The sequence below is a fragment of the Megasphaera jansseni genome (assembly GCF_047974155.1).
Lineage (GTDB): Bacteria > Bacillota > Negativicutes > Veillonellales > Megasphaeraceae > Megasphaera.
The window spans coordinates 66,909-93,047 of the sequence record NZ_JBHYRR010000005.1; the positions used below are offsets into that span (position 1 = coordinate 66,909).

Below are 26,139 nucleotides of genomic sequence, written 5' to 3' on the forward strand. Positions count from 1 at the left end.
ATGGGGAAGAAAAGCAAGTCCAGCAGCTCGTCTCAGACTTACACCCCGTCGGCCGAAGAAAAGGCCCTGCAACAGCAGGCCCTGGAATACTCTAAGTACGTCATGCCGAACGCGAAGAAGCTGAACGACACCGCCGCGAACCTGTTGTACGGTTCGTTAGGCGATACGCAGGTAAACTATAACGACCTCATGAACGACGCCCTGGACCAAATCAAATGGGGCCAGCAGGGCCTCAGAGGATTGGCACAAGGGCAGATACCGACAGCCTACCAGGACGCCATGGAAGCCAGTATCAAGCAGGGCGTTCAAGGTTCCATGGGCAACTTATTACAGGATATGGGTGCCCGTGGCGTGGTCAACAGCTCTGTCATGGATACCGGCCTCAAAGGTATCAGTGATAGTGCCAGTGAAGCCATGGCACAAAACTGGCAGAATACCGTTTCTCAGCTGGCCAATATCTACGGCCAGAACATCGACGCCGCAGGCCAGCCGATTGCGACGGCGGCGGCCGCACAGGAAGGCGCACAGCAACCGGCTATCAATCTTTGGAACGCCTCTTTGGGCCTCAATGGTTCGACGACCGGCGCATTGGGTGCACTGGCCGGGAAAGGTACGACGACCACGACACAGAAGACCAGCGGCGGCGGCCTGTTTGGGGGTATCCTCACCGGCCTTGCCAGCAACTCCGCTATTTTCTGCTTTGCACCGGAAACGAAGGTCAAGCTGGCAGACGGTTCCGAAGTGCCGATTACCGACGTCGAAGTTGGCGACAAGGTGCTTTGTCCGCATGAAGACGGCACGGAATCCGAAGAAACGGTCCTGCACACCATGAAGCCGCACTATAGCGACGTGTGGAACCTCGTATGTAAAGACGGCGTAGATACCCATTATGTCATGGCGACGATGACACAGCCGATTCTCACAGAGGATAAAGGATTCGCCGAAATTGGCGACATAACCCTGGGTACGAACCTCAAAGGCCGTGGCAAAGTCGTCAATATGGTTTACGCCGGCGAACGAAAAGTATATGATCTGCACGTTTCCGGGGACAACAATTACTATGCAGACGGCTTCATCGCCAAAGGCGGCAGTACCGACAACTGGGTAAAGGAGGATAACTAATGGCAGCCAAATCGAAATACAACTATATCGAAGATAATATCAGCCAGAATTACGCACCGAAACAGTATTCCGCACCGTTCACTACGCAGGCATTGCCGCAGCTGAACTTTGCACAGTATGCGTTCCAGGACCCACGATTCGCCCTGGGGATGCTCATTGGCAACGCTGTCGGGGCGAATATTCTGAATAATAAACAGAAGGAAGCCGACCAGCAGCTTTGGCGGCAGGATAACCCGGTATCCATGCCGGACAACGTACCGCTGTACGATACCAGCTCGACCCCCACCTTGGCAGACGGCAAGACCGCCGCCGTCGGTAATGCGTATAGCGGTTTTGGCGCGAACCCCTCGCAGGTATCAGACGATTTTCTGACGAACTTGCAGGGCGTGAACGGCCGCTTGAATTACAATACCGATACCGGCGCCGTCAACTACCAAACACCGACCTTCCTGCCGTCGATGTATGCGGCCAATAACCTTGGGAATTACTATCCCACAGCGACCGACGCAGACGGCAACATGATTGGCAATATCTCGTTCGCCGACTATCTCAATAATAAGAGCCAGGCAGGCCAGGGGCAGGGTCTCTTTGACTTCAATGCCTTGCAGAAAATGGCCGCTGACGACGCCGCAAAGGCCGCCGCAAAGAATCCGCAAGCGACAGTAGCACAGAACATGGGCGTCCTGCCGACAGCTAACGTAGACGTCCCGTCTAAGTCCGACAGCTATATCCCGGCTATCACGGGCAGACTGGGCAACCCCATTAACGGTAGTTTGTCCATGAGCGGCTTCAACTTCAATAGCAACGACCCTTACAGCAAGTTCTATAGCTTGAATTTAAAAAGCGGTGGTGACGTCGCCGACGCGTCGCCTGCTGAAACCACGTCGGCACAGACCACAGTACCCGGCATGATTGCGCCGGGTAACGTGGATACCAGTAATGGCCTTCCGAAAGTGCGCGTGACCGAAATCGACGGCAAGCACTATATCCTGCCAGCGACCGGCGCAGACGGGAAGACACTCGACGAAAACCAGACGGCGTACAATTTCTATGAAACCGGGAACACGTTAGGCGTGTTCGATAATAAAAAGGACGCGAAGAAATACGCCGACCAAATCAATAAAGATGCAGGCAGTAACCCCGTACCGGCCATCCATACCATGGACGCACAGCCCATAGATGAAGCACCGATAAAGGATGTACAGCCTATCCAGCCCGTGGATAACCAGCCGATTAAACCCGTCGACAACCAGCCTATCAAGGAAGAACCAGTACCCATACAACCAGTAGAAGGGCCGATTAAGCCCGTGGATGCTACTGCACCGGCTGATGCACAGCCAACGGCACAAGCCAATGCACAGGCGACTACACAGAACCCGCAGACCAGCGTTACTATCACGCCGGGCCAGCAGGCAACCGCTACACAGGCCACGAACACGCCTCAGACCGACACCGGCATATTCCCGAACGACCCGCAAAAGCTGATGGACCGACTCTTCCCCGGCGAAACGCAGATTGACAACCCGTACTATAAGGACCTGCTCGACCAGTACAATAAGGAAACCGACCCGACGAAGAAACAGGCACTCATGGATAAGCTCAACAATACACCGGCCTATATGCTCCGTAGCGATAACCCCGATTATATGGCGGCTAAGACCTTGTACGATAACGAAAAGGACGCGAACAAGAAGAAGGCATGGCAGGACACTATGAACAACCTGCCACGGTATAACGTCCGGCCCTTCACGCCAACAGAGCAGAGCCTTGAAACGGACATGAACGACGGTAAACCGAAACACGTTGACGCACAGCAGAACGAATCCGATTTTGTTCATTGGGCCATTCAGCACAACATGCCGATTGATGTTGTAAACTCGACGCTTGAACGGTACAGACCGATATGGCAGGCCGAAGAACAAAAGTACAACGACTATCAGATAAGCGGCCTGTACCCTTTGTACTATAAAGCCGCCATGAATAATCAGTGGGATACCGCCGCGACGATAGCCCAGAGCGTAGCGAAATATAATCCGCAGCTGTCGGCGCAGATGATGGCGACCCTGCCGAACGGCTTGAACTACTACGCAACGGCCGACGCAAAAGAACGTGCGGCCACGGCACAGCGGAATAAAGTATATAACATGGGCTTGCAGAATAAATACACCCTTGGCCAAATCGCAACGCGTGGCAAGATTCAAGATAGCCAGTTGAATAAGCGATTGAGCTTTGAAAAGTATAAGACGGATAAGGAAATCGCCGAAAAAGCCCGCGAAAATGACAATAATAACAGAACGAAGATAGTTACAAGCAAATACGGGCCTAACGGGTCCGGCAGTGGCGGTTCTGGTGGCGGTTCTGGCAATCTTAAAATTTCAGAGGCTAAAAGCATCATTGAATTGCATAACCAATGGGTAAAAGACCACAAGGGTGATGATGACTACCAGGAATCGAATAGCCCATATTATGATTCATATCAAGACGCTATCCGAACCATCCAGGAAAAAGCCGGTGAAGGTTTAAAAACTCCGGATTCCGAAGAAAATGCTTGGCATAATGCTACGGTCCTTCTTGAACAAAATATGAAAATGGGCAATAAGTACAGCATGTTTGAAATGGAAGACATTATCAAACAAAAATGCGGAGATTGGGCTGACCAAATCAACCAAATATTAGCAGACGGCGGAGGAGATATTTCCTTTGCTACCTATGGTTTGCACCCGGATTATGAATAGGAGGTAAATATGGCACTCAACTATCTCGATAAGGCCGCTTGGGACGCTGGCGTATATAAAGACCAAGGCAACGACGATGATACGCAACAGGACAGTTCTTCTTCTGAGGACTCCGGTTTTTCGCTGTCTGGTATTTTAAGTGCAGCTCGTAATTTCCTGGAACATCCGTTCCAAGGGGGAGGCACTGTCATTGCACCTGACTATACGCCTCGCCCCCTCGACGACAGCGTGTACTCGGATATTCCGGGTACACCTACCAGTGGGGATTTCGGTGCATTGGAAGACGAAAGCGTCCGCGATGAACGTATGAAGGATTCTGCCGACTATATGGCGGCTAATTGGCCGCGTCTGTACGGCGGAGTCGTTGCGGCAGACGAAGGGCTTGCTAACGTCGTTGGCGGGATTCAGAACGCTGTCGGCGTCGGCAACGGTATCTTGACGAATGTACAGCGGGCCGAAGAAGGCATGAAGAATTATCGCGACCAGTGGAACAACGAGTACGGCGATAGCTATTTCTTGAACCCGAATAAGTTTGCAACAGACGTCGGTTCCGGTATCGGTTCGACCGTACCTATCATGGCACTGTCGGCCCTCATGCCGGGCGCCGCCGTGGCTGGCGGTACACGGGCATTGACGTCTGTTCTGTCCCGTGCCGGGTTAGGCCGGCTGGCTATGTCGAAAGCCGGGCAGGCCCTTATTGCAGATACCGTTCGTTCGCCTATTTCCTCGTTAGCTGACTCGTTGTCTGAATATGGCACCGTCGTCAACGATATGATGCAGGATGGCATGAGTGAAGACGAAGCGCGACGCCGGGCTATCCCTATGTTCTTCAAGAACATGGCCCTCGATACCTTCACAGTGCCTCTTGAATTGGGCGTCATGAAAGGCGGTAAAGGGATTGCGACTAGCCTGTTAGGGCGCACGGCCGAGGAAGGTATAGCAAAAAGCATCGCAAAAGGTGCGGCCCGCACGGGTATGTTGGCAGGCGCCAGCGGACTTACAGAAGGATACCAGGAAGGCGCCCAGAACGCCCTGGAAAATGACGTACAGGGTAAGCGTGACGGCGGTTGGTATAACCCGTTCACCTGGACCAACGAAGATTGGGAAGCGGCCCGTGGCGGTTTTGTCGGCGGTGCCTTGATGGGCGTACCTGGCAACGTAGCGGCCGGATTCCATCCCGAAGCCAGACAAGCCCCTCTTAGTGCAGAATCCCAGGAACAGGCGCAGAGCATCAAGGATACACTCAGCCATGGCAAGCCGGACGGCATGAGCAGTACCAAATACAATGCCTATATCGAACTGGCTAATAGCGGGAATCCGGACCTCATCAAACAGGCCGCGTCGTCGCTTGAATCTTTCCAGAAATCGCAGGACAGCAACGGTTCCCAGGAAGGCGCAGACGACGCCGCTACGGAAGCTTATAAAGACTATGAAGTCTATGACCAGAAGCAGGAAATCGAGAATTTCCTCAATAACAATACCGTTGAGCAAATCGGCGGTGAAGATAACTTTAACTGGCTTATGGGTGTATCGCGCAACGGTACGCCGGAAGAAGTGCAGAAGGCTTACGACACCGTTGTTGCAGCCGAAAAAGCCACGGCCGAACAGGAAGCCAAGAACCGTCCGGCAAGTGGTGGCGGAAGCATGTCGCCTAACACCGGTAATGCTATGATTAATGCCGTTATCCAGGCGGCTAATGATTCCGGGGTAGACCCGCGTCTGGCCCTGGCTATTGCCGCCCGTGAAAGCGGTGGGGATGACGTCAATGCCATTTCCATGCCAGAACCGCACGATGGTATTTATGGTATCATGCAGGCCCAGGATGAAACCGTTTCCGAATTAGGCCTTGACTCCCAGTATCCCGACTGGAAGACGGACCCTTATCAGAACGCCATGGTAGGCATGGCAATCCTAAAGGCTAAAATAGATGGCGAAAACGGCGACGTATGGGCTGGCGTCCGCGATTACAACGGGGCCGGTGAAGAAGCGGAACAGTATCGCCAGTTAGTTAAGAACAACTATGACAACATGGGCGACATTGACGGCGGTAATTCTTGGAGTGCAGGTGTTACCGGGTACGATCTGCCAACACAGAGTGATGCCATTACCGCGCAGGTAGAGACACTAAAGCCTGGATGGAAACAGGCACTTCCTGCCATCGGCGGCATTCTCAACCAAATGGGACTGGCCGATGGAGCGGCCATTTCATCGGGTGGGCGAACTACTGCCCATAATGCGGAAGTAGGTGGTGCCGAACACTCGTACCACATTAACGATGACGAACGTGGTGGCGGGGATGCGGTTGATATTGTTCTTCCAAAAGGCACGACGGAGGAACAGGCACAGGCTGTTTTGGAACGATTCAAAGAAACGGGCGCCTTTAAGGAAGTCTTATTCCATGACGTCGGATCTGGATACCATCTCCATTTGGGAGGATATACCGGGGGATTATCGTCCGGCGGCGTATCTAGTAAAGTAACCAGCGATGACGGGCAGTTTGAACGTGAATTGGACCAGGCCGCGCAGGAAGCCAATAGCGATATGGACAAGATTCAAGCGCAGAGCGACCAGGCCATGGATGAAATCATGAATGATGATTCTGCCGAAAAGACAGCACAAGAAGCCCAGCAGGACGTAGATAATGCCCAGAAGCAGGCCGAAGAATCCCAACAGGGCGCGCAGGACGACGTCATTCCAGAAGTTGCCCAGACTATCCGTGATACCTCGAATAACATTGATGAAATCAATACCCTCGATGATATGTTCACTAAGGATAGCAATGGTAACGACAAATTCATTGATACGCCCGAAAACCGTGACTTCATCAAGACGAATTATAAAGATGAAATCACAAAAGCCGTGAACGACGCTATGGGTAAGAAAAAGACGCCGTCTGCTACACCTGTACCCAAAAGCCAGCAACAGACGCCACACGCCCGTTTAGGCCGTATTTTGTCCACCTACGACCGCAAGGACCCGAAATTCAAGGAATATATGAATACCTTCCGTAACGGCACAGAGCAGGAACAGAAGAAACTGGCCGACGACTTGCAGACGACGCAGGAAGTGGAACGGGCCAATTCCTTGAAAGGTAGTCCGCTCACCACCCAGCAAGACCAGAGCACACCTCAAAATGTGCCTCAGCAGGCCACAGAAGCTCCTAAACAGCCCGAACAGGTAAATACACCTGTACAGGCCAAAGAAAGCCTTGAAACGCAAAAGAAGCGCAAAATCTACCTTGCGAAGAAGCAGAAGCTCATGGAACGTGTTCCGGCTGGCAAGACCGTAAAGGTACATGCCAGCACGAGTGACGCCGGATTCGATGCGACGTACAAGATTGTTCCGGCCGGAGATATTACTGCCAGCCACAATACGAATTACGCCACGAACGACCTCTACCCGGCAGAATACCAGCCGCGCGACCGCAACCGTCCGCAGATGCGCGGACAGGTGGAAAAAATGACGAAAGGCATGAAGCCGGAACTGTTGGCAGAAAGCCAGTTCGTCAATGAAGGCGCACCCGTTGTTAACAACAGCGGCGTCGTCCTCAATGGTAATGGCCGCGTCATGGCTATCCGGAAGGCCTACCAGGGGCTCACGGACGCTCACAAGAAGAGCGCTAAGGCCTATAAGGACTATCTCGTTTCCATCGCTCCGTCGTTAGGGATTGCACCCGAAAAGGTACAGAGTATGGACCATCCTGTACTGGTACGGCAGGCGGCCGACGACGCCGATACCAACGCTATCATCAACAGCACCGAAGGCGGTGCGAAGTTGGGCGGCGCGGAACAGGCGAAGGCTGATGCGGATAGACTGAAATTATCCACATTGGAACAGTTCGTCGATAACGGCACGGGTGAATTCATGAACCCCTCTAACCGTGAATTCAGACGGGCCGCCGCAAGTGATGTGTTTAGCGATGCGGAAGGTAATTCCGTATTCAATGAAAAAGGCGATTTGTCGCCGACGGGCCAGTTCAGAATCCGTAACGCCATCTTTGCAAAAGCCTATAACGACAATTACCTCTTGACTCAGCTCAGCGAAGCGACGGATAATAACAGCAAGAACATTATGAACGCCATGATCGCCGCCGCGCCGGAAGTAGCGAAAGTCAACGAAGGTATCAAGAACGGCACCTTGTATCCCGATTATGATATTTCCGACGTCATCACAAAAACGGCCAAGACTATCATGTCGCTCCGTAATGAAGGCAAGCCGCTGTCCTTCCACTTGCAGGAAACAGACCTGTTCTCGCAGGGAGAATCGAAAGCCGAACGACTCGTACTTGAATTCATCGAACGCAATAAATTCAAGAGCCGTACTATTGCCGATATGTACAAAGGGGCTTGCGACCGTATCTTTGCTGTTGGTAGTCCGAAACAATCCAAACTGTTCGACAGTAAGGAAGCGCCGCGTATCAGCCTTGAAAACATTATCTCTAATGCTATCCAGGAGGTAGAACATGGACAATCGTTATTCGACGCAACAGAAGAAAAGCCAGCCGAAAAAACTGTACCCGAAGTACCAGATAATCGACAGGCCGAACCCGCCGGAAGTGGACGCGTACATCAACAAGAAGCTGGCAGAGTACAGAGCCAAGAAAAAGAAGGGAATGAAGTAAATGAAAAGAGCAAGCAAAGTGACCATGTCGACACCGAACCTCAGCAAGTTGAAAGTAAAGACAAGGAAAGTACCCATGCCGAAGAAGGTTCCCAAGGTGACGTACAAGAAGAAGTAAGTAAATTCCACAATGTACTGGATGATGAAAAATCGACGCCTAAACAGGTTATAGACGCCTACAAAAATATCGTTGATAAAGTTATCGCCGACGCAAACGGAAGCCGTAAAAATGCCAAAATAGGTGATAAAGTCGTAACCGACGAATACCAGTCTTTGACTAATTTCAAGCATTGGAACGCATTCATGAACGAAGACGGCGGACGGAACTGGCACGAAGTCGCTACTATCAATGCCGACGCGCATAAGGCATTACGTGCTATAATCAAATCAGCCGAAAAACAAACAGTTGCTGGTGCAGAAAAGCCTAAAGAAACGAAACCGGCGACAACGGAAAAGCCTAAAGAAAATACATCAGGTGGATTCACTGACGATGAAATCAAAACGCTCACGGACATGGGATTCAACCGCTGGACAAAGAAGCTGTCTAATGGCAAGGTAATGGACCGGCTCTATATTAACCCGGAATATTTAGGGCTTGAACTTACCCGGTATAAATCCGGCAATATTTCATCTGCAAAATTCAATGGGGAAGCAATCAGTAACTCAGAAGCTAGACGTATAGAAGGTACAAAGTGCTATGTAGACGTTGCAACAAAAAAAGTCGTATGTGATAGGGATGACCTTAAACAGGCGGCACAAGAAGTCGTTGACGATGCGTTATCAAAAGAAAAATCCCAAGTCCTCGCGCAAGCAGAAACCAAAAAAGCCGCCCCAAAGGACGACGTTGTTGTTACTGGCAATGAATTTGGTGAATATAAGGATTTGAAAGAATTAAGGGTAAAAGCCAAGGCTTATTACAAAGAACATTTGCAAGGTACTTCTGTACATAATCCTATATTGGGAACGATTAAATTAGAAAGTGATCGCGTTGATTTTACTCGTTCTGGGATGGGAAAAATGGTAGCTACCAGCGCCAAAGAACATAAATTACTTTTAGTGTCCCATTTAAAAGAATTGATTGAAAACGCTGATTCTGTCACAACCAATGGGAATATAAAGGACAAAAGAAACGCTTCATCCTACTCTTATTTGCATTCAACAGCAATTATTGATGGAAAGAAGCAAAATGTCACCATTACTATTTTTACTGATGTAAACGGTAACAAGTATTACAATCATACCTTGCCAGATGAAGAAGGTACTAACAAAAAAGAAGCCCTATCAGTACCTCCGGCGCAAGCTACCAAAAATAGTAACGGCATTCCGGCCATAGATAGGGCTTCTTCTACCTTAATTATATCCCAAAAGGCAGAAAAAGGGAATAATGTAGACGAGTTACGCAATCAATTAAGTGGTGGCGGTAAACAAGCTTATGACTATGCTATTGACAAATTGTCGAAGGGGAATGAGAAGGTAGCACAATCCGCTAAAGAAAGCGCCTTTATCTATGCACGCATGGCGGAACGCTGGTCTGAAATCATGCATGAGTACGGTAATAAAACATATTCTCCGGAAGATTACACAAAATCACATCCTATTGTCATAAGCGAACAAACCGGCGACGCCCAACTGGAACAGGTATTTGAGCAACGAGCATGGCATGGAAGTGGTATAGATTTTGATAATTTTGATTTAGGAAAAATCGGTAGCGGCACTGGAGCTAGTATGCACGGTTGGGGGATTTACGCTGCAAAAAGCAAACGGACTGCTCAGAAATACAAAAAAGAAATGAAAGACCGCGGCCTTCCGTCTGTCTTATATGAAATCGACGTTCCGGCCAACAAAGAGCTGCTGGATGAAGATAAGCGCTACAAAGACCAGATGAAAGGCGTTCAAACTAAGATTCTCAAGGCAGTGCAATCCCTGTCTATGAAACAGAAACAAGCCTTCTGGACAAAATGGTTGCGCCAAACTATGGGTAGCACTAAAGATGAAATCCAAGCAGAAACAGCCTTGCGGACAGTGGAATTAAACATAAAACATTGCCACGACGCCAGTCTGGGATGGGAAGGCCTTCCGGCGTTTAGGAAGCGGATTGCCTTAAACAGTCTAAAAAAACAAGGTTACACCGACGAACAGATAAACGATACTTCCTATATGGAATCAGAAAGTAAGAGGTGGGAAAAAGAACTACCAGCCGCGCAGCAACAAGTAGAAGATGCTAAAGGAGCTGGCAACAAGAAGCGTAATCAGTTGATAGAAGCGGCTATGGAAAACCCAGAAGCTACATTGGAAAAAGGCATTGGGACAGGTAAAGAAATATACAATTATTTGACTGATGCATTATCCGACGGGAAAGACATAGAAAAAACGTCGAAATATTTAAATGAACAAGGAATCCACGGGATTACCTATGATGATGCCTATGATGGCCGTTGCTATGTCGTGTTTGATGACAAGGCTATTCAGATCATCGACAAATATAATCAAGATGTTCATAATGCCAAAGCTGCCTATGACGCAAGTACCGGAGCTATCAGACTGTTTGATATTGCGGACCAGTCGTCTTTTATTCATGAATCTGCTCATATGTTCCTGTCTGACATGGAAAGATTAGCGCAGAAAAAAGACGCCCCTGCCGGGTTGGTTAGCGATTTGCAAACCGTCAAGGACTGGGCCGGATACAAACCCGGACAGATGAAAGGATACAAGGGTACGGCCCTTGAAAAAGAATTCCAGGAATATGCCGACGCTATACGGGAAGCCAAGAAAGCTGGCGATGCGGTAGCAATCAAATCGGCGGAAGCACGCTGGATACACGAACGGTTTGCTAGAGGTTTTGAACGTTATATCGCTGATGGCAAGGCCCCTAATGAATCACTGAAAAACGTGTTTGAAAAATTCAAAGACTGGATGGTTAGTATCTATCAGGACTTGAAAAATTTAGGAAAGAAACCGCCTAAAGAAATTCAAGATGTCATGGCGCGAATGATTACACCGGAAGTAGATACTAAATATTCAGTACGAGAAGCAAATGATCAGCTGACCCGCTCCAAGGAAGACTTGAAGGCAGAAATCAAAGAAGCCTTCCCAAATGCCAAGGGAATCAAGGATGAAGGCGACCGCATGACCTTCACCATGCCGAACGGTTCCCATATCGTCGTCGACGTGAAGAATGAAATCGTCCTGACTGATGAAGAATTGGCACAAGCGAAGAAAGACCACCATATCGACGATAACGGCAACGTCGTCGTCGAAGGGTATGCACAGCTCCATGGCAAGGACGCTTATATAGCCCTCTCGCAGGGTAGCCGTGAAAACACGGGATTCCATGAAGCCTATCACCTCGCAGAAGGTGCCGTCTTGACGGACCGTGAAAAGGCCGCTATCAAGAAGGCTATCCCCGACGCCGAAAAACGCGCCGACAAGTATGCTGAATGGGTAGAAGCCCGTAAGCACGGCCGCGGTACGGCATGGGGCAAGCTGTTCCAGAAAATCAAGGACTTTGCCGCAAAGATGAGGGAAATCTTCACTGGGGCTGAAACCGTAAACGACATATTCCGGCAGATTGAGTCGGGTAAGGTATGGGAACGAGGCGCCCGTGACAATAGCGAACGGCGCTATGCTGCCCGCCAGGATGACCAGGAAGAAGCTCCTGTCAAACCGCAAGACATTATCGACGCTATCAACGATATTGTCCATATCTACGAAGGAAGCCGCCTTACAGACAAGGAACGGAAGGAACTGAGAGAGTCCAGTAAATTCGACCCGGACCAGAAGCAGGCCGTCCGTCCGCAGGCTACCGACCTGTATGATCGCCACGCCCACGCAGGCTTTAACCGTATGGGGTACTTCAATCTGAGCAACTACGGCCGTATCCTTGCCCTGCATCTTGATAACGTCATGCAGCTTAAAGGCAACCTGGAATTGGCAAATAAGGTCCTGGACCGGCAGGATAAGAACGCCGCCGAAAACAAGATGAACGGCGTCAATGAACGACTCACCCCGGCGCAGGCACGGCAGAACGCTGTCATGGACTTTGGTGCTATGATGATTCGCAACCCAGAACTGGCCCGTGAAACCTATCCGGCCTATTCCAAGATTTTCGATGAAGGACTGGAACAGCATCCAGACCTCAAAGAAAAGCTCGACAAAGTCATTCAGCTGAATGAAACCTACCAGGGACAGACAGCTGCCGAACGGGCCGCCGGAAGCATCGCCCGTGAAAGGGAAAAGGTACAGCTCCGTAAGCATCCTAAAGAATGGTTGCATACTCACTTTGACAAATTCTACACGAACTGGGTAGACGATAAGCATATCTTTGCTAAAGTCGTCGCCAGGGCAGAAGCCGAACTGGGCCGCAAACTGGCCTATGACTATGACGTCCATAAGCAGGCACAAATGGCTATCAGCGTAGCATCCAGCCGTGCACTGTTATTCCTTACTGGCGGCAAAAGCACCGAAGATACCTACAAGGTATTGAATAAGGTTTGCGGCCATGCCATTACGAATAATGTCACCATGAAAGATATTATGGACGCTCTTAATAAGGTATCTAAGGAAGACGTGTCGAAAACGGGCGCTGAGAACGCCTATGACGCGCTGGGAAACTATCTGATAGCCATGCGTACCGAAGAGCTGGAAAAGCATTACCACGACGCATACGCCCGCTCCGCTGGCTTTGATGAAGAAGGTACACGGGAAATCATTCAGAACACGCCCGAAAGTATCAAGAAGATAGCGCAGATGTATTGGGATATTAATACGAATATTGTCAACATTCTTCAACAGCAAGGCCTCATCTCCAAAGACCTTGCCGGGAAGCTCCGTAAATATAAGCATTATTGCCCCATGTATCGCGATATGTCGGACGGTATCACGGATATGGATGAGATGATAGGCACTATCGGCGTATTCAATAAAGGTGGTGGCTACGCTAACGTCAGCAACGGTATCAAACGTATCGAAGGCGGCGGCAAGCGGCCTATCCTCGACCCGATAACCTCGTTGTCGCAGATGGCGGTATCTATGATAAGCAAATGTGAACGGAACAACGTCGCCAAGACATTCGTCAAGCTGGGCCAGGATTTTGCCGGGCTGGGCGATATTGTCGTCCGTGACCCGACACTGAAACATGCCGACCCGACGGTCTTTGCCTTCACGGTATGGCAGAACGGGGAACAAGTCGTATATCGCACGACGCCGGAAATCTACGACGCACTCACAAATAATGACGCGCAGACGAACCGTTTCACGCTAAAAATGGCAAGCAGTATCGCGCAGACCTTGCGGACTGGGGCTACCATCAGCCCGTCCTTTATCGTCCGAAACCTCTTGCGTGATACCATGTCGGCCACGGTAAACTCCAAGACCGGGTTCTACCTGCCGTTTGTCGATAACGTACGCGGTGCCTGGAAGCTGCACTTTGATAAGAAGTTCTCCGCTGAATATCATGCCAGCGGGGCCAGCATGTCGACGTACATGAGAGCAGACGCGGATAGCAGCCGCAACCTAACTAAGGAATTACTGGGCCATAAGTACGACTCGTATCCGGTTGTCGTGAAGCAGGTTCGTCAGCTCATTAGCTGGGCATGGCACAACTACGAAAAGTTCGGCAATCTCATCGAAGACAGCACTCGTGCCGGTGAATTCAGACGTGCACGTAACCAGGGCTTGTCTATTGACCAGGCAGGACAGCTGGCCCGTGAAATCACGCTGGACTTCTCACGTCACGGTAAAAAAGGACAGATAGCCAATAAATACATTCCATTCTTTAACGCAACGATTCAAGGGACGGATAAGTTCATCCGGACGTTTAAGGATAACCCCATGCGGGCTATTATGAATACCGTCATTTGGATTATCCTTCCGTCGCTGGGCTTGTGGGCTATTAATCATGACGATGATTGGTACAAGGAACTCGATGAAAATACGAAGTATACCAACTGGGCTATTAGCCTGCCAGGCGGTACGCACCTGCTCATTCCGAAACCGCAGGAAGTCGGCATTTTGTTCGGCTCCGGTATCGAAGCCGCTTTAAATCAGATGACCGATACAGACCCGCACGGGATGAAGGAATGGGCGCGCCAGTACGTCGATGCAATGACGCCAGGCCTATTTCCGGCTATTGTCCGTCCGCTCATTGAATGGTTGACTGATTATTCGTTCTGGACGGGACGCCACCTTATCCCTACCGGATTAAAGAAATCACCGTCTGAAATGCAATATACAAGCTATACCAGTGAATTAGCTAAGGCATTGGGGGATACATGGATTGCTAAGAACATCAGCATTGGTGAACGACACGGTATATCTCCTGTCGCTATCGACAACTGGATTAGTGGATGGTTCGGCAGTGCCGGACGGTTCGTAGCCAATATGCTCAATGACCCGATTAGCTATGTGAAAGGTAATAGTCGCCCGCCTGAACCGGCTAAATATTGGTATGAAATGCCTGTCATTGGTTCATTCATTCGCCAGAACGGGCAGAACAGCGAATACGTCAACCGAATGTACGAAATTCAATCGGACATGAATGACGACTACGAACGTTCTGAGGCTGGGAAACAGCGCAAAGGTAAGAAGTCTTCATCGAACAAGCCGAAAGAGTTGAAACAGGTAGATACCGCCGTAAGTTCGGTATCGAAGCTCAACAAAGAAATCAAGGCTATCCGTAATGATCCGAAAAAGGACCCCGACCGGAAACGCCAGGAAATCGACCAGCGGCGCACTAAGATAAATGACCTTGCCAAGAAAGTCGTTTTGAAGTTCGATAAATAAAGGAACAGCCTGCTATCCATTACGGACGGCAGGCTGTTTTCCATTCACGGCTCGTCAAAAAATCGTCAAAAATAAATGTTGCAATGTGCTACAACGTGGTACAATATGGACATAAAGAAAAATATAATCATTTAAAAACGGCTATTTTGAGCGTTTTTGATTAATATATATCATTTTTGAGCATTTCATGCTATACTAATAGGGAGTATCGCACAGGCCCTTCGCCTTCCTGCGAAAATCCTTGGAGTGTTTAGCTTGTAGTATAGAGTTTGTCGTTTGTAGCGAGGAAATAAAAACTTTTCTTACTGCTAACCACTGACCACTAGCCACTAGCAACTCAAAAGGAGCTGTCTTCACTCGACAGCTCCTTTTCCGCATCTACCATAAAGGAGTGATTATTTATGAAATTGAAGAATCTCGTCATGTTGGCAGCCGCCCTTACGTGTATTGCCGGTTCGACGGTCATGGCTGAAGAAAAGGTAAGCATCAAGAGTGCCAGTGCCGACAGCTATGAAGTCGTCCAGGTTATGACGACTAAAGACAAGAATTACTATCAGTACTATAACAGCGCCTATCAGTATGCCGTCGACATCCCGCGGGCTGCGACGACAGCCGACATGAACGCCGACGGCGACGGCTGCTACTTCCAGGACCCGAAGGACGATGCCGTCTACATGACCTATGCCGCCAAGAACAGCATGAACTTCACCATCGATGAACTCTACAACATGGCCCTGGGTATGAACGGCTCGCCGACGCTGACGACCAACATCAAGACCAAGAACAGCTATGCCATCGGCTGGACCGACGGCAAGAAGTCCTATTATCACGAACTCTACATCAACGATAAGAACAAGACCTACACGGCCTTCACCGTCACTTATCCGACCAGCAAGAAAGATAAGTACCAGGCCATCATCGCCCATATGTCCCGCAGCTTCATGCCCAACGTACAAATGTAATGGTGGGGGATGCGGTTCTTTACGGATGGTTTCTCTAAAATAGAGAAATCCCCCTTTACAGGACCGCGTCTTTATGGTATAATTCCCTTGTTAATTTAGGCAGTCCTCTGCTCGGTAACACGATTGTCGTGAAAGGTGGCGGCAACGGGGGCACGAATGTCTTATAGGAGGAAAAAAGAAATGAACATTATCAGCGTACTTGAACAGGAACAGCTTCGTGACGATATCCCGGCATTCCGCCCTGGTGATACTGTCAAAGTTCACGTAAAGGTTGTCGAAGGCAATCGCGAACGTGTACAGATTTTTGAAGGTGTCGTTATCGGCCGTCAGAACGGCGGTGTCCGCGAAACTTTCACTGTCCGCCGCGTTTCCTACGGTGTTGGTGTTGAACGTACTTTCTTGGTACATTCCCCGCGCCTCGCTAAAATCGAAGTCGTTCGCCACGGTGTCGTCCGTCGTGCAAAACTGCACTACCTCCGTGGTCTTACAGGCAAAGCTGCCCGTATCCGCGAACGTCGGTAATTCATTGGCAAGAACACTTGAAAAAGAGGTTGTCCCACGAAGCATGGCTTCGCGGGCCAGCCTCTTTTTTCATGACTTATTTTCATATGGGCGGTCAAAGGCAACCTCTCAGTCAGCTGCGCTGACAGCTCCCCTACAAAGGGAGCCAAAGCCTCTCCTATGAGGAAAGGTTGGTCTTAAACAAATGGGCGTCCTGCGATTCAGGATATCGTGCACCTATATTGTTAACCATTAGATAAATGAAATTGAGTTGACTACTATTGCTGCAGCGAGTATAATAATCCCATAGTTCACAATGAAAATGAGGAGTTGGTTGACAATGACTACGATAGCAGCACTGACTGATAAGATTATACAGGGATACCGCATCCAGCGCGGCGATGATTTATCGATTTTCCTGACCGCACCGCTGGAAGAATTGCAGCAGGGGGCAGGCGCCTTACAGCGCCATTTTTGCGGCAACCATGTCGATTTCTGTACCATCATCAACGGCCGCAGCGGCCGCTGTGGGGAAGACTGCAAATACTGTGCCCAGTCGGCCTGCCACCATACGGGCTGCGAAGAATACGGCTTCCTGCCGAAGGATGAAATCCTGGCCCATGCCAAGGCCAATCAGGATGCCGGCGCCAATCGCTTTGCCATCGTCACGTCGGGCCGGGCTCTGACGGGCGCCGATTTTGAAAAAGCCCTGGATACGTACCGCACGATGAAGCAGACCCTGCACATCGACCTCTGCGCATCGCACGGCCTGCTGTCGCCGGAACAGCTGCACCGCCTCCACGAAACAGGCGTTACCAGCTATCACCACAATATCGAGACGTCGCGGCGTTTCTTCCCATACATCTGCACGACCCATACGTACGACGACCGCATCCGCACCATCAAGGCCGCTCAGAAAGAAGGGCTCTGTGTCTGTTCCGGCGGCATCATCGGCATGGGGGAAACCTGGGAAGACCGGCTGGATATGGCCATCAGCTTGGCTGAACTGGGCATCCAGTCCATTCCCATCAACGCCCTCATGCCCATCCCCGGTACGCCCCTGGAAGATCGGCCCCAGCTCGACGGCCGCGACGTCCTGCGGACCATCGCCTTTTTCCGTTTCATCAATCCCGAAGCCAACATCCGCCTGGCCGCCGGCCGCAAGCTTTTGCCGGAAAACGGCGCGACAGCCCTGCTCAGCGGGGCCTCGGCATCCATTACGGGCGATATGCTGACCACCTCCGGTTCGACCATCGCCGAAGACATGGTCATGCTCCAGCGCCTGGGCTTGACGAATAGGGATTAGCCGTTAGCAGTTAGCCGTTAGCGGTTAGCAGTCAGCTATTAGGGGGCCAACCTTATGGGGACAGAAGCCTTCGTATGACCAGCCCTGCACTAGCCTTCACTCCTCGTCTATGATATAATGTTAGGGATATAGAAACATACACATACTTTTCAATGAGGTGATTATCGTGGCAAAACAGATTTTTGTTACCGGTCATAAGAGCCCGGATACGGACTCCATTTGTTCTTCCATTGCTTATGCAAAATTGAAACAGTTACAGGGTATCGACGCTGCGCCAATCCGTGCTGGCGAACCGAATAAGGAAACGGCCTTTGCCCTTGATTATTTCCATGTCGCTCCGCAGCCGCTGGTCAAGGACTTCTACGTCAAAGTCAGCGAAGCCGTCCACACGGAAGTCGAAGCCCTTCCGGTCAGCGCCAGCCTGAAAGATGCTGCCAAATGGTTCGCATCCCACGAAAGCGACGTCGCTCCCGTTGCCGATAACGGCCAGTTCGTCGGCGTCATCGAAAAAAGCCAGCTCGCCGATGAATTCGTCAAGACCGTCATGGGTGAAGAATTGAGCACGGTCAAAGCCTTGGCCCACGACCCGGAATTGTTCTTCAAACCGACCGACAATGGCCATGATATCCCGGCTGATGGCAAATATGCTGTCGTCGAAAACGGCAAATACGTCGGCATGATCTGTGCCGACTGCGTCGCAGCGGTTGAAAAACAGCAGGTCATCCTCGTCGACCACAACGAAAAGAAACAGATCATCGACGGCATCGACGAAGCGTCCATCATCGGCGTCATCGACCATCACCGCATCGGCGGCACCTTGGAAACGGCTGGCCCCATTTCCATCCTCTTCAAACCTGTCGGCTGCACGGCTACCATCGTAACGGGTTTATATGAACAGGCTAAGATCGACATCCCCAAAGACATTGCCGGCCTGCTCTTGTCGGCCGTCATTTCCGATACGGTCCTCTTCCGTTCGCCGACCTGCACGCCGGCTGACCGCGAAGCGGCTGAAAAACTGGCCAACATCGCTGGCGTAGACGTCGAAAAATACGGCATGGAAATGCTCAAAGCCGGTGCCAACGTCTCCGATTTGACGCCGGATCAGATCGTCCACAACGACATGAAGGAATTCTCCAGCGGCAATACGACCTTCACGGTAGCCCAGGTCCAGGTCATGGATACGACAGATCTCCTCGACCAGAAACAGGTTTTGCTCAACGCCTTGGAAAAATTGCGCGCTGAACACGATTACGCCGCTTCCTTCCTGATGATCACCAGCATCATCGACGAATCGACGAACCTCATCTTCGCCGGCAATATGGACGACGTCGTCAGCAGTGCCTTCGGCAAGGACGTCCTCGACAAGGAAGTCTACCTGCCCAAGGTCATGAGCCGTAAGAAACAGGTCATTCCGCCTATCCTTTCGGCAATGAAATAAGTGATGATTTTCAGAGGCCCCATCGACACGGTGTGGGCCTTTTTATCTGTAAAGGGGAAGAATGCATGAATCCTATTTTTGATACCCTCAACGACCGCCAGTGCGAGGCCGTCAAGCATACCGAAGGGCCGCTGCTGATCACGGCCGGGGCCGGATCGGGCAAGACCAAAGTCCTGACCTGCCGCATTGCCCATCTCCTGGAATTGGGCGTCGCACCGTACCGTATCCTGGCCATTACCTTTATCAACAAAGCCGCCAAGGAAATGAAAGAACGCGTAGAGAACCTGGTCGGCGCCCAGGCGGACAGCATCTGGCTCAGTACGTTCCATTCGTTCTGCGCCAAGCTGCTGCGCTTTGAAGTCGACGGTTTCCACGGCTATACGCGGAACTTTACCATCTATGACTCTTCAGACCAGCTGGTATTGGTCAAGGAATGCCTGAAAAAGCTCAACCTCGATGATAAGCAGTTCACGCCGCGGTCCGTGTTGGGGACCATTTCGTCGGCCAAGAACGTCCTCATGGACGCCAAAGCCTTTGCGGCCAAGGCCTCTGATTTCTACGAACAGAAAGTGGCCGACATCTACGCCATGTATCAGGACAAACTGCGGGAAAATAATGCCGTCGATTTCGATGACCTCTTGTTCCTGGCCGTGCGCCTCCTGCAGGAAAATGATGAAGTCCGGGAAAAGTACCAGTCCCGCTTCCAATATATCCTGGTCGACGAATATCAGGATACGAACCATGCCCAGTATGCCCTGACCAAGATACTGGCCGCCCGCTGGCGCAATATCTGCGTCGTCGGTGATGCGGACCAGAGTATTTACGCCTGGCGCGGCGCCGATATCCGCAACATCATCGACTTCACACGGGACTATCCCGATGCGGCATCGATTAAACTGGAACAGAATTATCGCTCGACAAAGACCATCCTGAACGCGGCCAACGCCGTCATCGACAACAACGAAAGCCGTCCCAAGAAAACCTTGTGGACAGAAAATCCGACGGGGAATAAGATCATCCATTATCAGGCCCAGACAGAACACGACGAAGCCGACTACATTGCCGGCGTCATCTACAACCGCCATGAGATCAGCCACGAACCGTATGGCGATATGGCCATCCTCTTCCGGACAAACGCCCAGTCCCGTGTCCTCGAAGAAAAGCTTATGCGCTATGCCATTCCCTATACCATGGTTGGCGGCACCAAGTTCTATGACCGCAAGGAAATCAAAGACGTCCTGGCTTATCTGCGCCTGCTCTATAACCCGGAAGACAGCCTGAGCCTGACGCGTATCATCAACGTGCCCAAGCGCAACATCGGGGCGACGACGATGGAACATGTCGCAGCCTATGCCGAAGAACAGGGGATTTCCTTATTTGAAGCCCTGTCCTCGACGGATGAGATCCCCGTCACCAAGCGGGCCAGGGCATCGCTGGAAAACTTCGCCGCCATGATTTTCGATCTCCTCAACGACATCGAAGGCAAAGACGTCCTGAGCCTCATCGAAACGGTCATCAAACAGACCGGCTATGGGGAAATGCTCGACAAGGAAGCCGAACACGATCCGCAGGGCGAAAGCCGCAAGGAAAACGTCGGCGAATTCCTGTCCGTCGCCAAGGATTATATGGACAGCAACCCGGAAGGCAATCTCCAGGACTTCCTGGAAAACGTCGCCCTCGTCAGCGATGTCGATGACTTTGAAAGCAGTGACTCGAAAGTTACCCTCATGACCCTGCATGCCGCCAAAGGGCTGGAATTCCCAGTCGTCTTCCTGACCGGTCTCGACGAAGGTCTGTTCCCGCACAGCCGGACCCTGATGGACCCGACGCAGGTCGAAGAAGAACGGCGCCTGGCCTATGTCGGCATTACCCGTGCTGAACGGCAGCTCTACGTGACCAACGCCGTGACGCGGACTATGTATGGCCGCATCTCGGCCTATATGCCCAGTCGCTTCCTGGCAGAAATCCCGCCGCAGCTCATGGAAGACTACCATCGCAAGAGCGCCATGCCCCAGAGCCGTACGGCCTCTGTCCCAGGGAAACAGCGCGTCTCCATCCTGACCAAGCCCGTCGCCTCGAGCCTGCCGAAAAAACATGCCATCACTGACACCTTTGCCAAAGGCGATAAAGTACGCCATAAGATCTGGGGCATCGGCACCGTCCTCGACGTCATCGGCGAAGGGCCGAACATGCAGATGAAAATCCAATTCCCGACCAAAGGCGTCCGCCAAGTCGTCGTAAAATACGCCCCCTTAGAGAAAGTCTTGTAGGGGAGCCTAAGCCTCTCCTCATAGGCCCTTTTTGGCCCGTCAGGTGCTGACCACAGGAAAGCGCAGGACGGTTGCCAAAACGGAGAGCCGAGCTGGAGGTGGCCCGAAGGGCCGGAGAGGTTGCTTGTACTTTCGCAGCTCGCCGTTCGCTGTTCGCAGGCCGCAGGCCGCTTCGGACTCAGATGCCGCTGCGCGGCGACAGACTCAAACCGACAACGACGCTTCGGGAAACCCTTAGCGCGTAAAAAGCAACCTCTCAGTCAGCAGAGCTGCCAGCTCCCCTACAAAGGGAGCCTAAGCCTCTCCTCATAGGCCCTTTTTGGCCCGTCAGGTGCTGACCACAGGAAAGCGCAGGACGGTTGCCAAAACGGAGAGCCGGCTAGAGGTGGCCCAACGGGCCGGAGAGGTTGCTTGCACTTTCTGGGAATGATTTTCATGAATAAAGGAGAAAACCATGGATACTGAAAAGGCGCGGCTCTTGGAGCTGCGGAAAAAAATAGATGAATTGAGTTATCAATATTATACCCTCGATAAACCGACGGTAACGGACTATGAATACGATATGATGTACCGGGAACTGGAAAACATTGAAAAAGCCCATCCCGACTGGGTCACGCCCGATTCGCCGACACAGCGCGTCGGTTCCAAGATTTCCGGCGGCTTTGAGAAATATACCCATGACCGGCCCATGCTCAGCCTGGGCGACGTTTTCAGCGACGATGAATTGCGGGAATTCGACCAGCGCGTCCGCGATGACTTGGGTGGCGAAGATCTGGAATACGTCGTCGAACTGAAAATCGACGGCCTGGCGGTCAACCTCATTTACGAACAGGGCCAGTTCATCCGCGGCGTCACCCGCGGCGACGGCGTCGTCGGCGAAGACATTACCAACAACGTCCGGACCATCCGCACCATTCCCCTGCACATCGCCAGCGATTCGCCGCATATCGAGATCCGCGGTGAAGTCTACATGCCCATCACATCATTTGAAGCCTTGAACCAGCAGCGTCGCGATGACGAACTGGAACCCTTTGCCAATCCCCGCAATGCCGCTGCCGGCTCACTGCGCCAGCTCGACCCGCGCATCACAGCCCAGCGCAAACTGGCCTTCTTTGCCTATGCCCTGGGCGGCAACAGCGGCATCACCATCGAGAGCCAGGAAGAACTGCTCCAGGACTTGGCCCAGTTCCATTTCCAGGTCAACCCGGAATACCGCAAGTTCACCAATATTGAAGACGTCATCACTTTCATCCACAGCTGGGACGACCGCCGCGACAGCCTGCCTTATGCGACGGACGGCATGGTCGTCAAAGTCAACTCTTTTGCCCAGCAGACCCGCTTGGGCAATACCGTCAAGATTCCCCGCTGGGCCATTGCCTATAAATTCCCGCCCGAACAGGCGCGGACGAAAGTCCTGGACATTTCCGTCAGCCTCGGCCGGACCGGCGTCCTGACACCGGCTGCCGACCTCGAACCGGTCCACCTGGCCGGGACGACAGTCAAACGGGCGACCCTGCACAATGAAGATTACATCAAAGAAAAAGACATCCGCATCGGCGATACCGTCGTCATCCAGAAGGCCGGCGAAATCATCCCCGAAGTCGTCCGCTCCCTGCCGGAACTGCGCGACGGGTCGGAAAAAGTCTTTACCATGCCGGCGACTTGTCCGGCCTGCGGCAGCCCCGTCGTCCGCCGCGAAGGGGAAGCGGCCTGGCGCTGCACCAATCCGGACTGCCCGGCCGTCATCGGCGAAAAAATCGCTCATTTCGTCTCCCGCGATGCCATGAACATCGACGGCCTGGGGGACGCCATCGTTCAGCAGCTCCTGGCCCAGCACCTCATCCACGACGTAGCCGACATCTACGGCCTGACCAAAGAAGAATTGGTCGACCTCGAAGGCTTCGGCGACAAATCGGCCGACAACCTGCTCAAGGCCATCGAAACGAGCAAATCCGTCGGCCTGGCGCGGGTCCTCTTCGCTCTGGGTATCCGCTTCGTCGGCGCTAAAGCCGGTCGCGTCCTGGCCGAATCCTTCGGCTCCATCGACGCCCTCATGGAAGCCAGCATCGACGATCTGACGGCCATCGACGACATCGGACCGCGCATCGCCGACAGCATCGTCTCCTATTTCAGCGATGCCAAGAGCCGGGCTCTCATCGAAAAACTGCGCGCTCATGGCGTCGATATGACGGCCGAAAAGAAAACCCTCATCAATACGACCTTTGATGGCGAAATCGTCGTTCTCACCGGCAAACTGCAGCTCTTCAGCCGCAAAGAAGCCGAACAGGCCATCGAAGCACGGGGCGGCAAATGCACCTCCTCGGTCACCAAGAAAACAACCCTCGTCGTCGTCGGAGCCGACCCCGGCAGCAAATACGAAAAAGCCAAAAAACTAGGCACCCCCATCATCAGCGAAGCCGAATTCAAAGAATGGCTCGAACGCTGAATAAGCCGCCCCTCAGTCAGCTGCGCTGACAGCTCCCCTTCACGAGGGAACCTTGGCCGGGGCTTCGTAGGGGTCGCCACGCGGGCGACCCGCCACAGAACCTGTGTCGAGCTTCTTTACAAGATGAATCTCGCTGAAAATTATTACTGAAAGGAGGAAGCATTATGGCTGCCGTATATATTGATATTTCTCCAGCTATTTTAGATTGGCTCATTAAAAAAAATGATTTGATCGGCAATGAGACAGTCTATAACGTTTTAATGAAATGGAAAAAAGGTGATAAAAAGCCTACATTTAATCAGATTGAACAAATCAGTAAAAAAATGCAGATTCCTTTAGGGTATTTCTTTTTAGAAAATCCGCCAGTGGAAGATTGTTCATTCACTGAATTTCGGACTGTAAACAGTCAGGGGGAAAATGAAGAGCCTAGTGCTAATCTTGTGGATACTATTGATATGATGCTTAATATCCAAGATTGGATGCGGGATTATATTAAAGATATGGGGCAAGATAAGAAGGCCTATGTCGCATCTTGTAGTGAAAATATGCCTGCTTCTTCTTTAGCAGAAAAAATCCGGCATGATTTAAATTTATCTGAAGATTGGATGATAGCACAAAAGACGGCACAAGATTCCTTTAAATTTTTACGGCATCGATGCCAAAATATGGGCATATTAATCATGATGAATGGTATTGTAGGAAATAATACCCATAGGCCGTTAGATGTCAAGGAATTTCGTGCATTTACACTTGTAGACGACTATGTTCCTTTGATTTTTATAAACGCAAAGGATTCTGTGAATGGCCGCCTTTTTTCCCTATTGCATGAAATTGTGCATATTTGGATAGGCATCAATAGCATTTATAATAAAGTTGAAAATAATGAAGAAAATCGAGTCAGTCCTATAGAAATAACGTGTAATGCGGTAGCTGGGGAGCTGTTAGTGCCTCATCGTTTATTTATTTCCGAATGGAGAAAAAATCAGGAACCCGTTTTAAAAAAAGTGAGTACACTTTCAAAAGTCTTTACATGCAGCCAAGTTGTGATTGCCAGGAAAGCTTTAGATACACAGTATATTCAAGAAGATATGTATCATAAAATTGTGACGCTAGCTGTTGATTTTTATAAAAACAGTCAGGAAAAACATGCAGGTGGAGATTATTATAAAACGATGGTTAGCCGACTGGATCCCCAGTTTATTTTTGCTATTGCAGCCAGTGCACAGGCTGGTCGAACATCCTATAGTGATGTTTATCGTCTAACTAATACCAATCGAACTACATTCAAACAAATTTATCAAAAAATGCTTTCAGGGGAAGGTGGTGTGAATTCATGAGTGAAAAGTATTTGCTGGATACTAACGTCTTTTTGACCCCTTATGAATCATATTATGCACCTGATATAGTACCGTCTTTTTGGGAAGCATTAGAAGACGTTTTTATTAAATCTAATAGTATTTCCGTATTGGATTTAGTCATAGATGAAATTTTAAAAGGTGAAGATGGATTGAAAACTTGGATTCAAAATTTATGGGACCAGCATGAAATACAGATTATATCTTATAGTGATGTAAAAATTATTGAATCTTATGGTCAGGTGATGCGATATTTACAAGAAAGTCCTTATTATACGGACAGAGCCCTCCGAAATTGGGCTAAAGACAATATCGCAGATCCTTGGCTTATTGCAACTGCTAATGCATACGAATATACTATTATTACATTTGAAGTTCCATCAGGGGTCATTGATATTAAAAGCCCGACAAGCAGACCTAAAATTCCTACTGTGGGAAAACACTTTGGGATAACATGTCAGAATTTATATTATTTCATGCGAAAAATGGGAATAAAAATATGAATGAGCACCCCGTAAAACCGCTCATCGTAGGGGTCGCCGCGTGGGCGACCCGCCACAGAACGAGTGTGAATACCTAAATAGACTGAATGGAGATGATTTTA

The 26,139-nt window shown here is 50.7% G+C and carries 11 protein-coding genes; all 11 read left to right on the forward strand.

What is annotated here, in order from left to right; all coding sequences use genetic code 11:
• The 11 genes from ACE418_RS03230 (at position 1) to ACE418_RS03280 (ending at position 26,038) form a co-directional block, all read left to right on the forward strand.
• Positions 1-1,122 (forward strand): Hint domain-containing protein, encoded by a 1,122-nt coding sequence (locus ACE418_RS03230; protein ID WP_416449273.1) that lies wholly within the window; start codon positions 1-3, stop codon positions 1,120-1,122.
• Positions 1,122-3,857, forward strand: coding sequence for a hypothetical protein (locus ACE418_RS03235; RefSeq protein WP_416449274.1), 2,736 nt, complete (start codon positions 1,122-1,124; stop codon positions 3,855-3,857). Before ACE418_RS03230 ends, ACE418_RS03235 begins: the two co-directional genes overlap by 1 nt.
• A gap of 9 nt (positions 3,858-3,866) precedes the next feature.
• Entirely contained in the window at positions 3,867-15,257 is an 11,391-nt protein-coding gene (locus tag ACE418_RS03240; protein WP_416449275.1) for an LPD38 domain-containing protein, read from the forward strand.
• A gap of 401 nt (positions 15,258-15,658) precedes the next feature.
• Positions 15,659-16,219 carry a hypothetical protein gene (locus ACE418_RS03245; protein WP_298588896.1) on the forward strand — a complete coding sequence of 187 codons (561 nt, stop codon included), beginning with the start codon at positions 15,659-15,661 and terminating at the stop codon, positions 16,217-16,219.
• A gap of 180 nt (positions 16,220-16,399) precedes the next feature.
• Positions 16,400-16,741, forward strand: coding sequence for a 50S ribosomal protein L19 (rplS, locus tag ACE418_RS03250; protein WP_226884746.1), 342 nt, complete (start codon positions 16,400-16,402; stop codon positions 16,739-16,741).
• 319 nt (positions 16,742-17,060) lie between these two features.
• On the forward strand, positions 17,061-18,026 hold the full coding sequence (gene bioB, locus ACE418_RS03255) for a biotin synthase BioB (protein WP_416449276.1): 966 nt from the start codon (positions 17,061-17,063) through the stop codon (positions 18,024-18,026).
• 166 nt (positions 18,027-18,192) lie between these two features.
• Positions 18,193-19,464, forward strand: coding sequence for a manganese-dependent inorganic pyrophosphatase (locus ACE418_RS03260; protein WP_416449277.1), 1,272 nt, complete (start codon positions 18,193-18,195; stop codon positions 19,462-19,464).
• A 65-nt stretch (positions 19,465-19,529) separates the two neighbouring features.
• The gene (pcrA, locus tag ACE418_RS03265) at positions 19,530-21,734 is read left to right on the forward strand and encodes a DNA helicase PcrA (RefSeq protein ID WP_416449279.1); all 2,205 of its coding nucleotides are present in this window, start codon (positions 19,530-19,532) and stop codon (positions 21,732-21,734) included.
• A 454-nt stretch (positions 21,735-22,188) separates the two neighbouring features.
• Positions 22,189-24,180 (forward strand): NAD-dependent DNA ligase LigA, encoded by a 1,992-nt coding sequence (gene ligA / locus ACE418_RS03270; protein ID WP_416449281.1) that lies wholly within the window; start codon positions 22,189-22,191, stop codon positions 24,178-24,180.
• Between the two features lie 164 nt (positions 24,181-24,344).
• A complete protein-coding gene (locus ACE418_RS03275) occupies positions 24,345-25,517 on the forward strand; it encodes an ImmA/IrrE family metallo-endopeptidase (protein ID WP_416449282.1) in 1,173 nt (390 codons plus the stop codon).
• Positions 25,514-26,038, forward strand: a complete 525-nt coding sequence (locus ACE418_RS03280) for a DUF4411 family protein (protein ID WP_416449283.1) — start codon at positions 25,514-25,516, stop codon at positions 26,036-26,038. Before ACE418_RS03275 ends, ACE418_RS03280 begins: the two co-directional genes overlap by 4 nt.
• Positions 26,039-26,139 lie beyond the last annotated feature (101 nt).

Excerpts from the sequence above, each read along its gene's own strand:
- ACE418_RS03230 (WP_416449273.1), top strand. The coding sequence starts at position 1 with ATGGGGAAGAAAAGCAAGTCCAGCAGCTCGTCTCAGACTTACACCCCG.
- ACE418_RS03235 (WP_416449274.1), top strand. The coding sequence starts at position 1,122 with ATGGCAGCCAAATCGAAATACAACTATATCGAAGATAATATCAGCCAG.
- ACE418_RS03240 (WP_416449275.1), top strand. The coding sequence starts at position 3,867 with ATGGCACTCAACTATCTCGATAAGGCCGCTTGGGACGCTGGCGTATAT.
- ACE418_RS03245 (WP_298588896.1), top strand. The coding sequence starts at position 15,659 with ATGAAATTGAAGAATCTCGTCATGTTGGCAGCCGCCCTTACGTGTATT.
- rplS (WP_226884746.1), top strand. The coding sequence starts at position 16,400 with ATGAACATTATCAGCGTACTTGAACAGGAACAGCTTCGTGACGATATC.
- bioB (WP_416449276.1), top strand. The coding sequence starts at position 17,061 with ATGACTACGATAGCAGCACTGACTGATAAGATTATACAGGGATACCGC.
- pcrA (WP_416449279.1), top strand. The coding sequence starts at position 19,530 with ATGAATCCTATTTTTGATACCCTCAACGACCGCCAGTGCGAGGCCGTC.
- ligA (WP_416449281.1), top strand. The coding sequence starts at position 22,189 with ATGGATACTGAAAAGGCGCGGCTCTTGGAGCTGCGGAAAAAAATAGAT.
- ACE418_RS03275 (WP_416449282.1), top strand. The coding sequence starts at position 24,345 with ATGGCTGCCGTATATATTGATATTTCTCCAGCTATTTTAGATTGGCTC.
- ACE418_RS03280 (WP_416449283.1), top strand. The coding sequence starts at position 25,514 with ATGAGTGAAAAGTATTTGCTGGATACTAACGTCTTTTTGACCCCTTAT.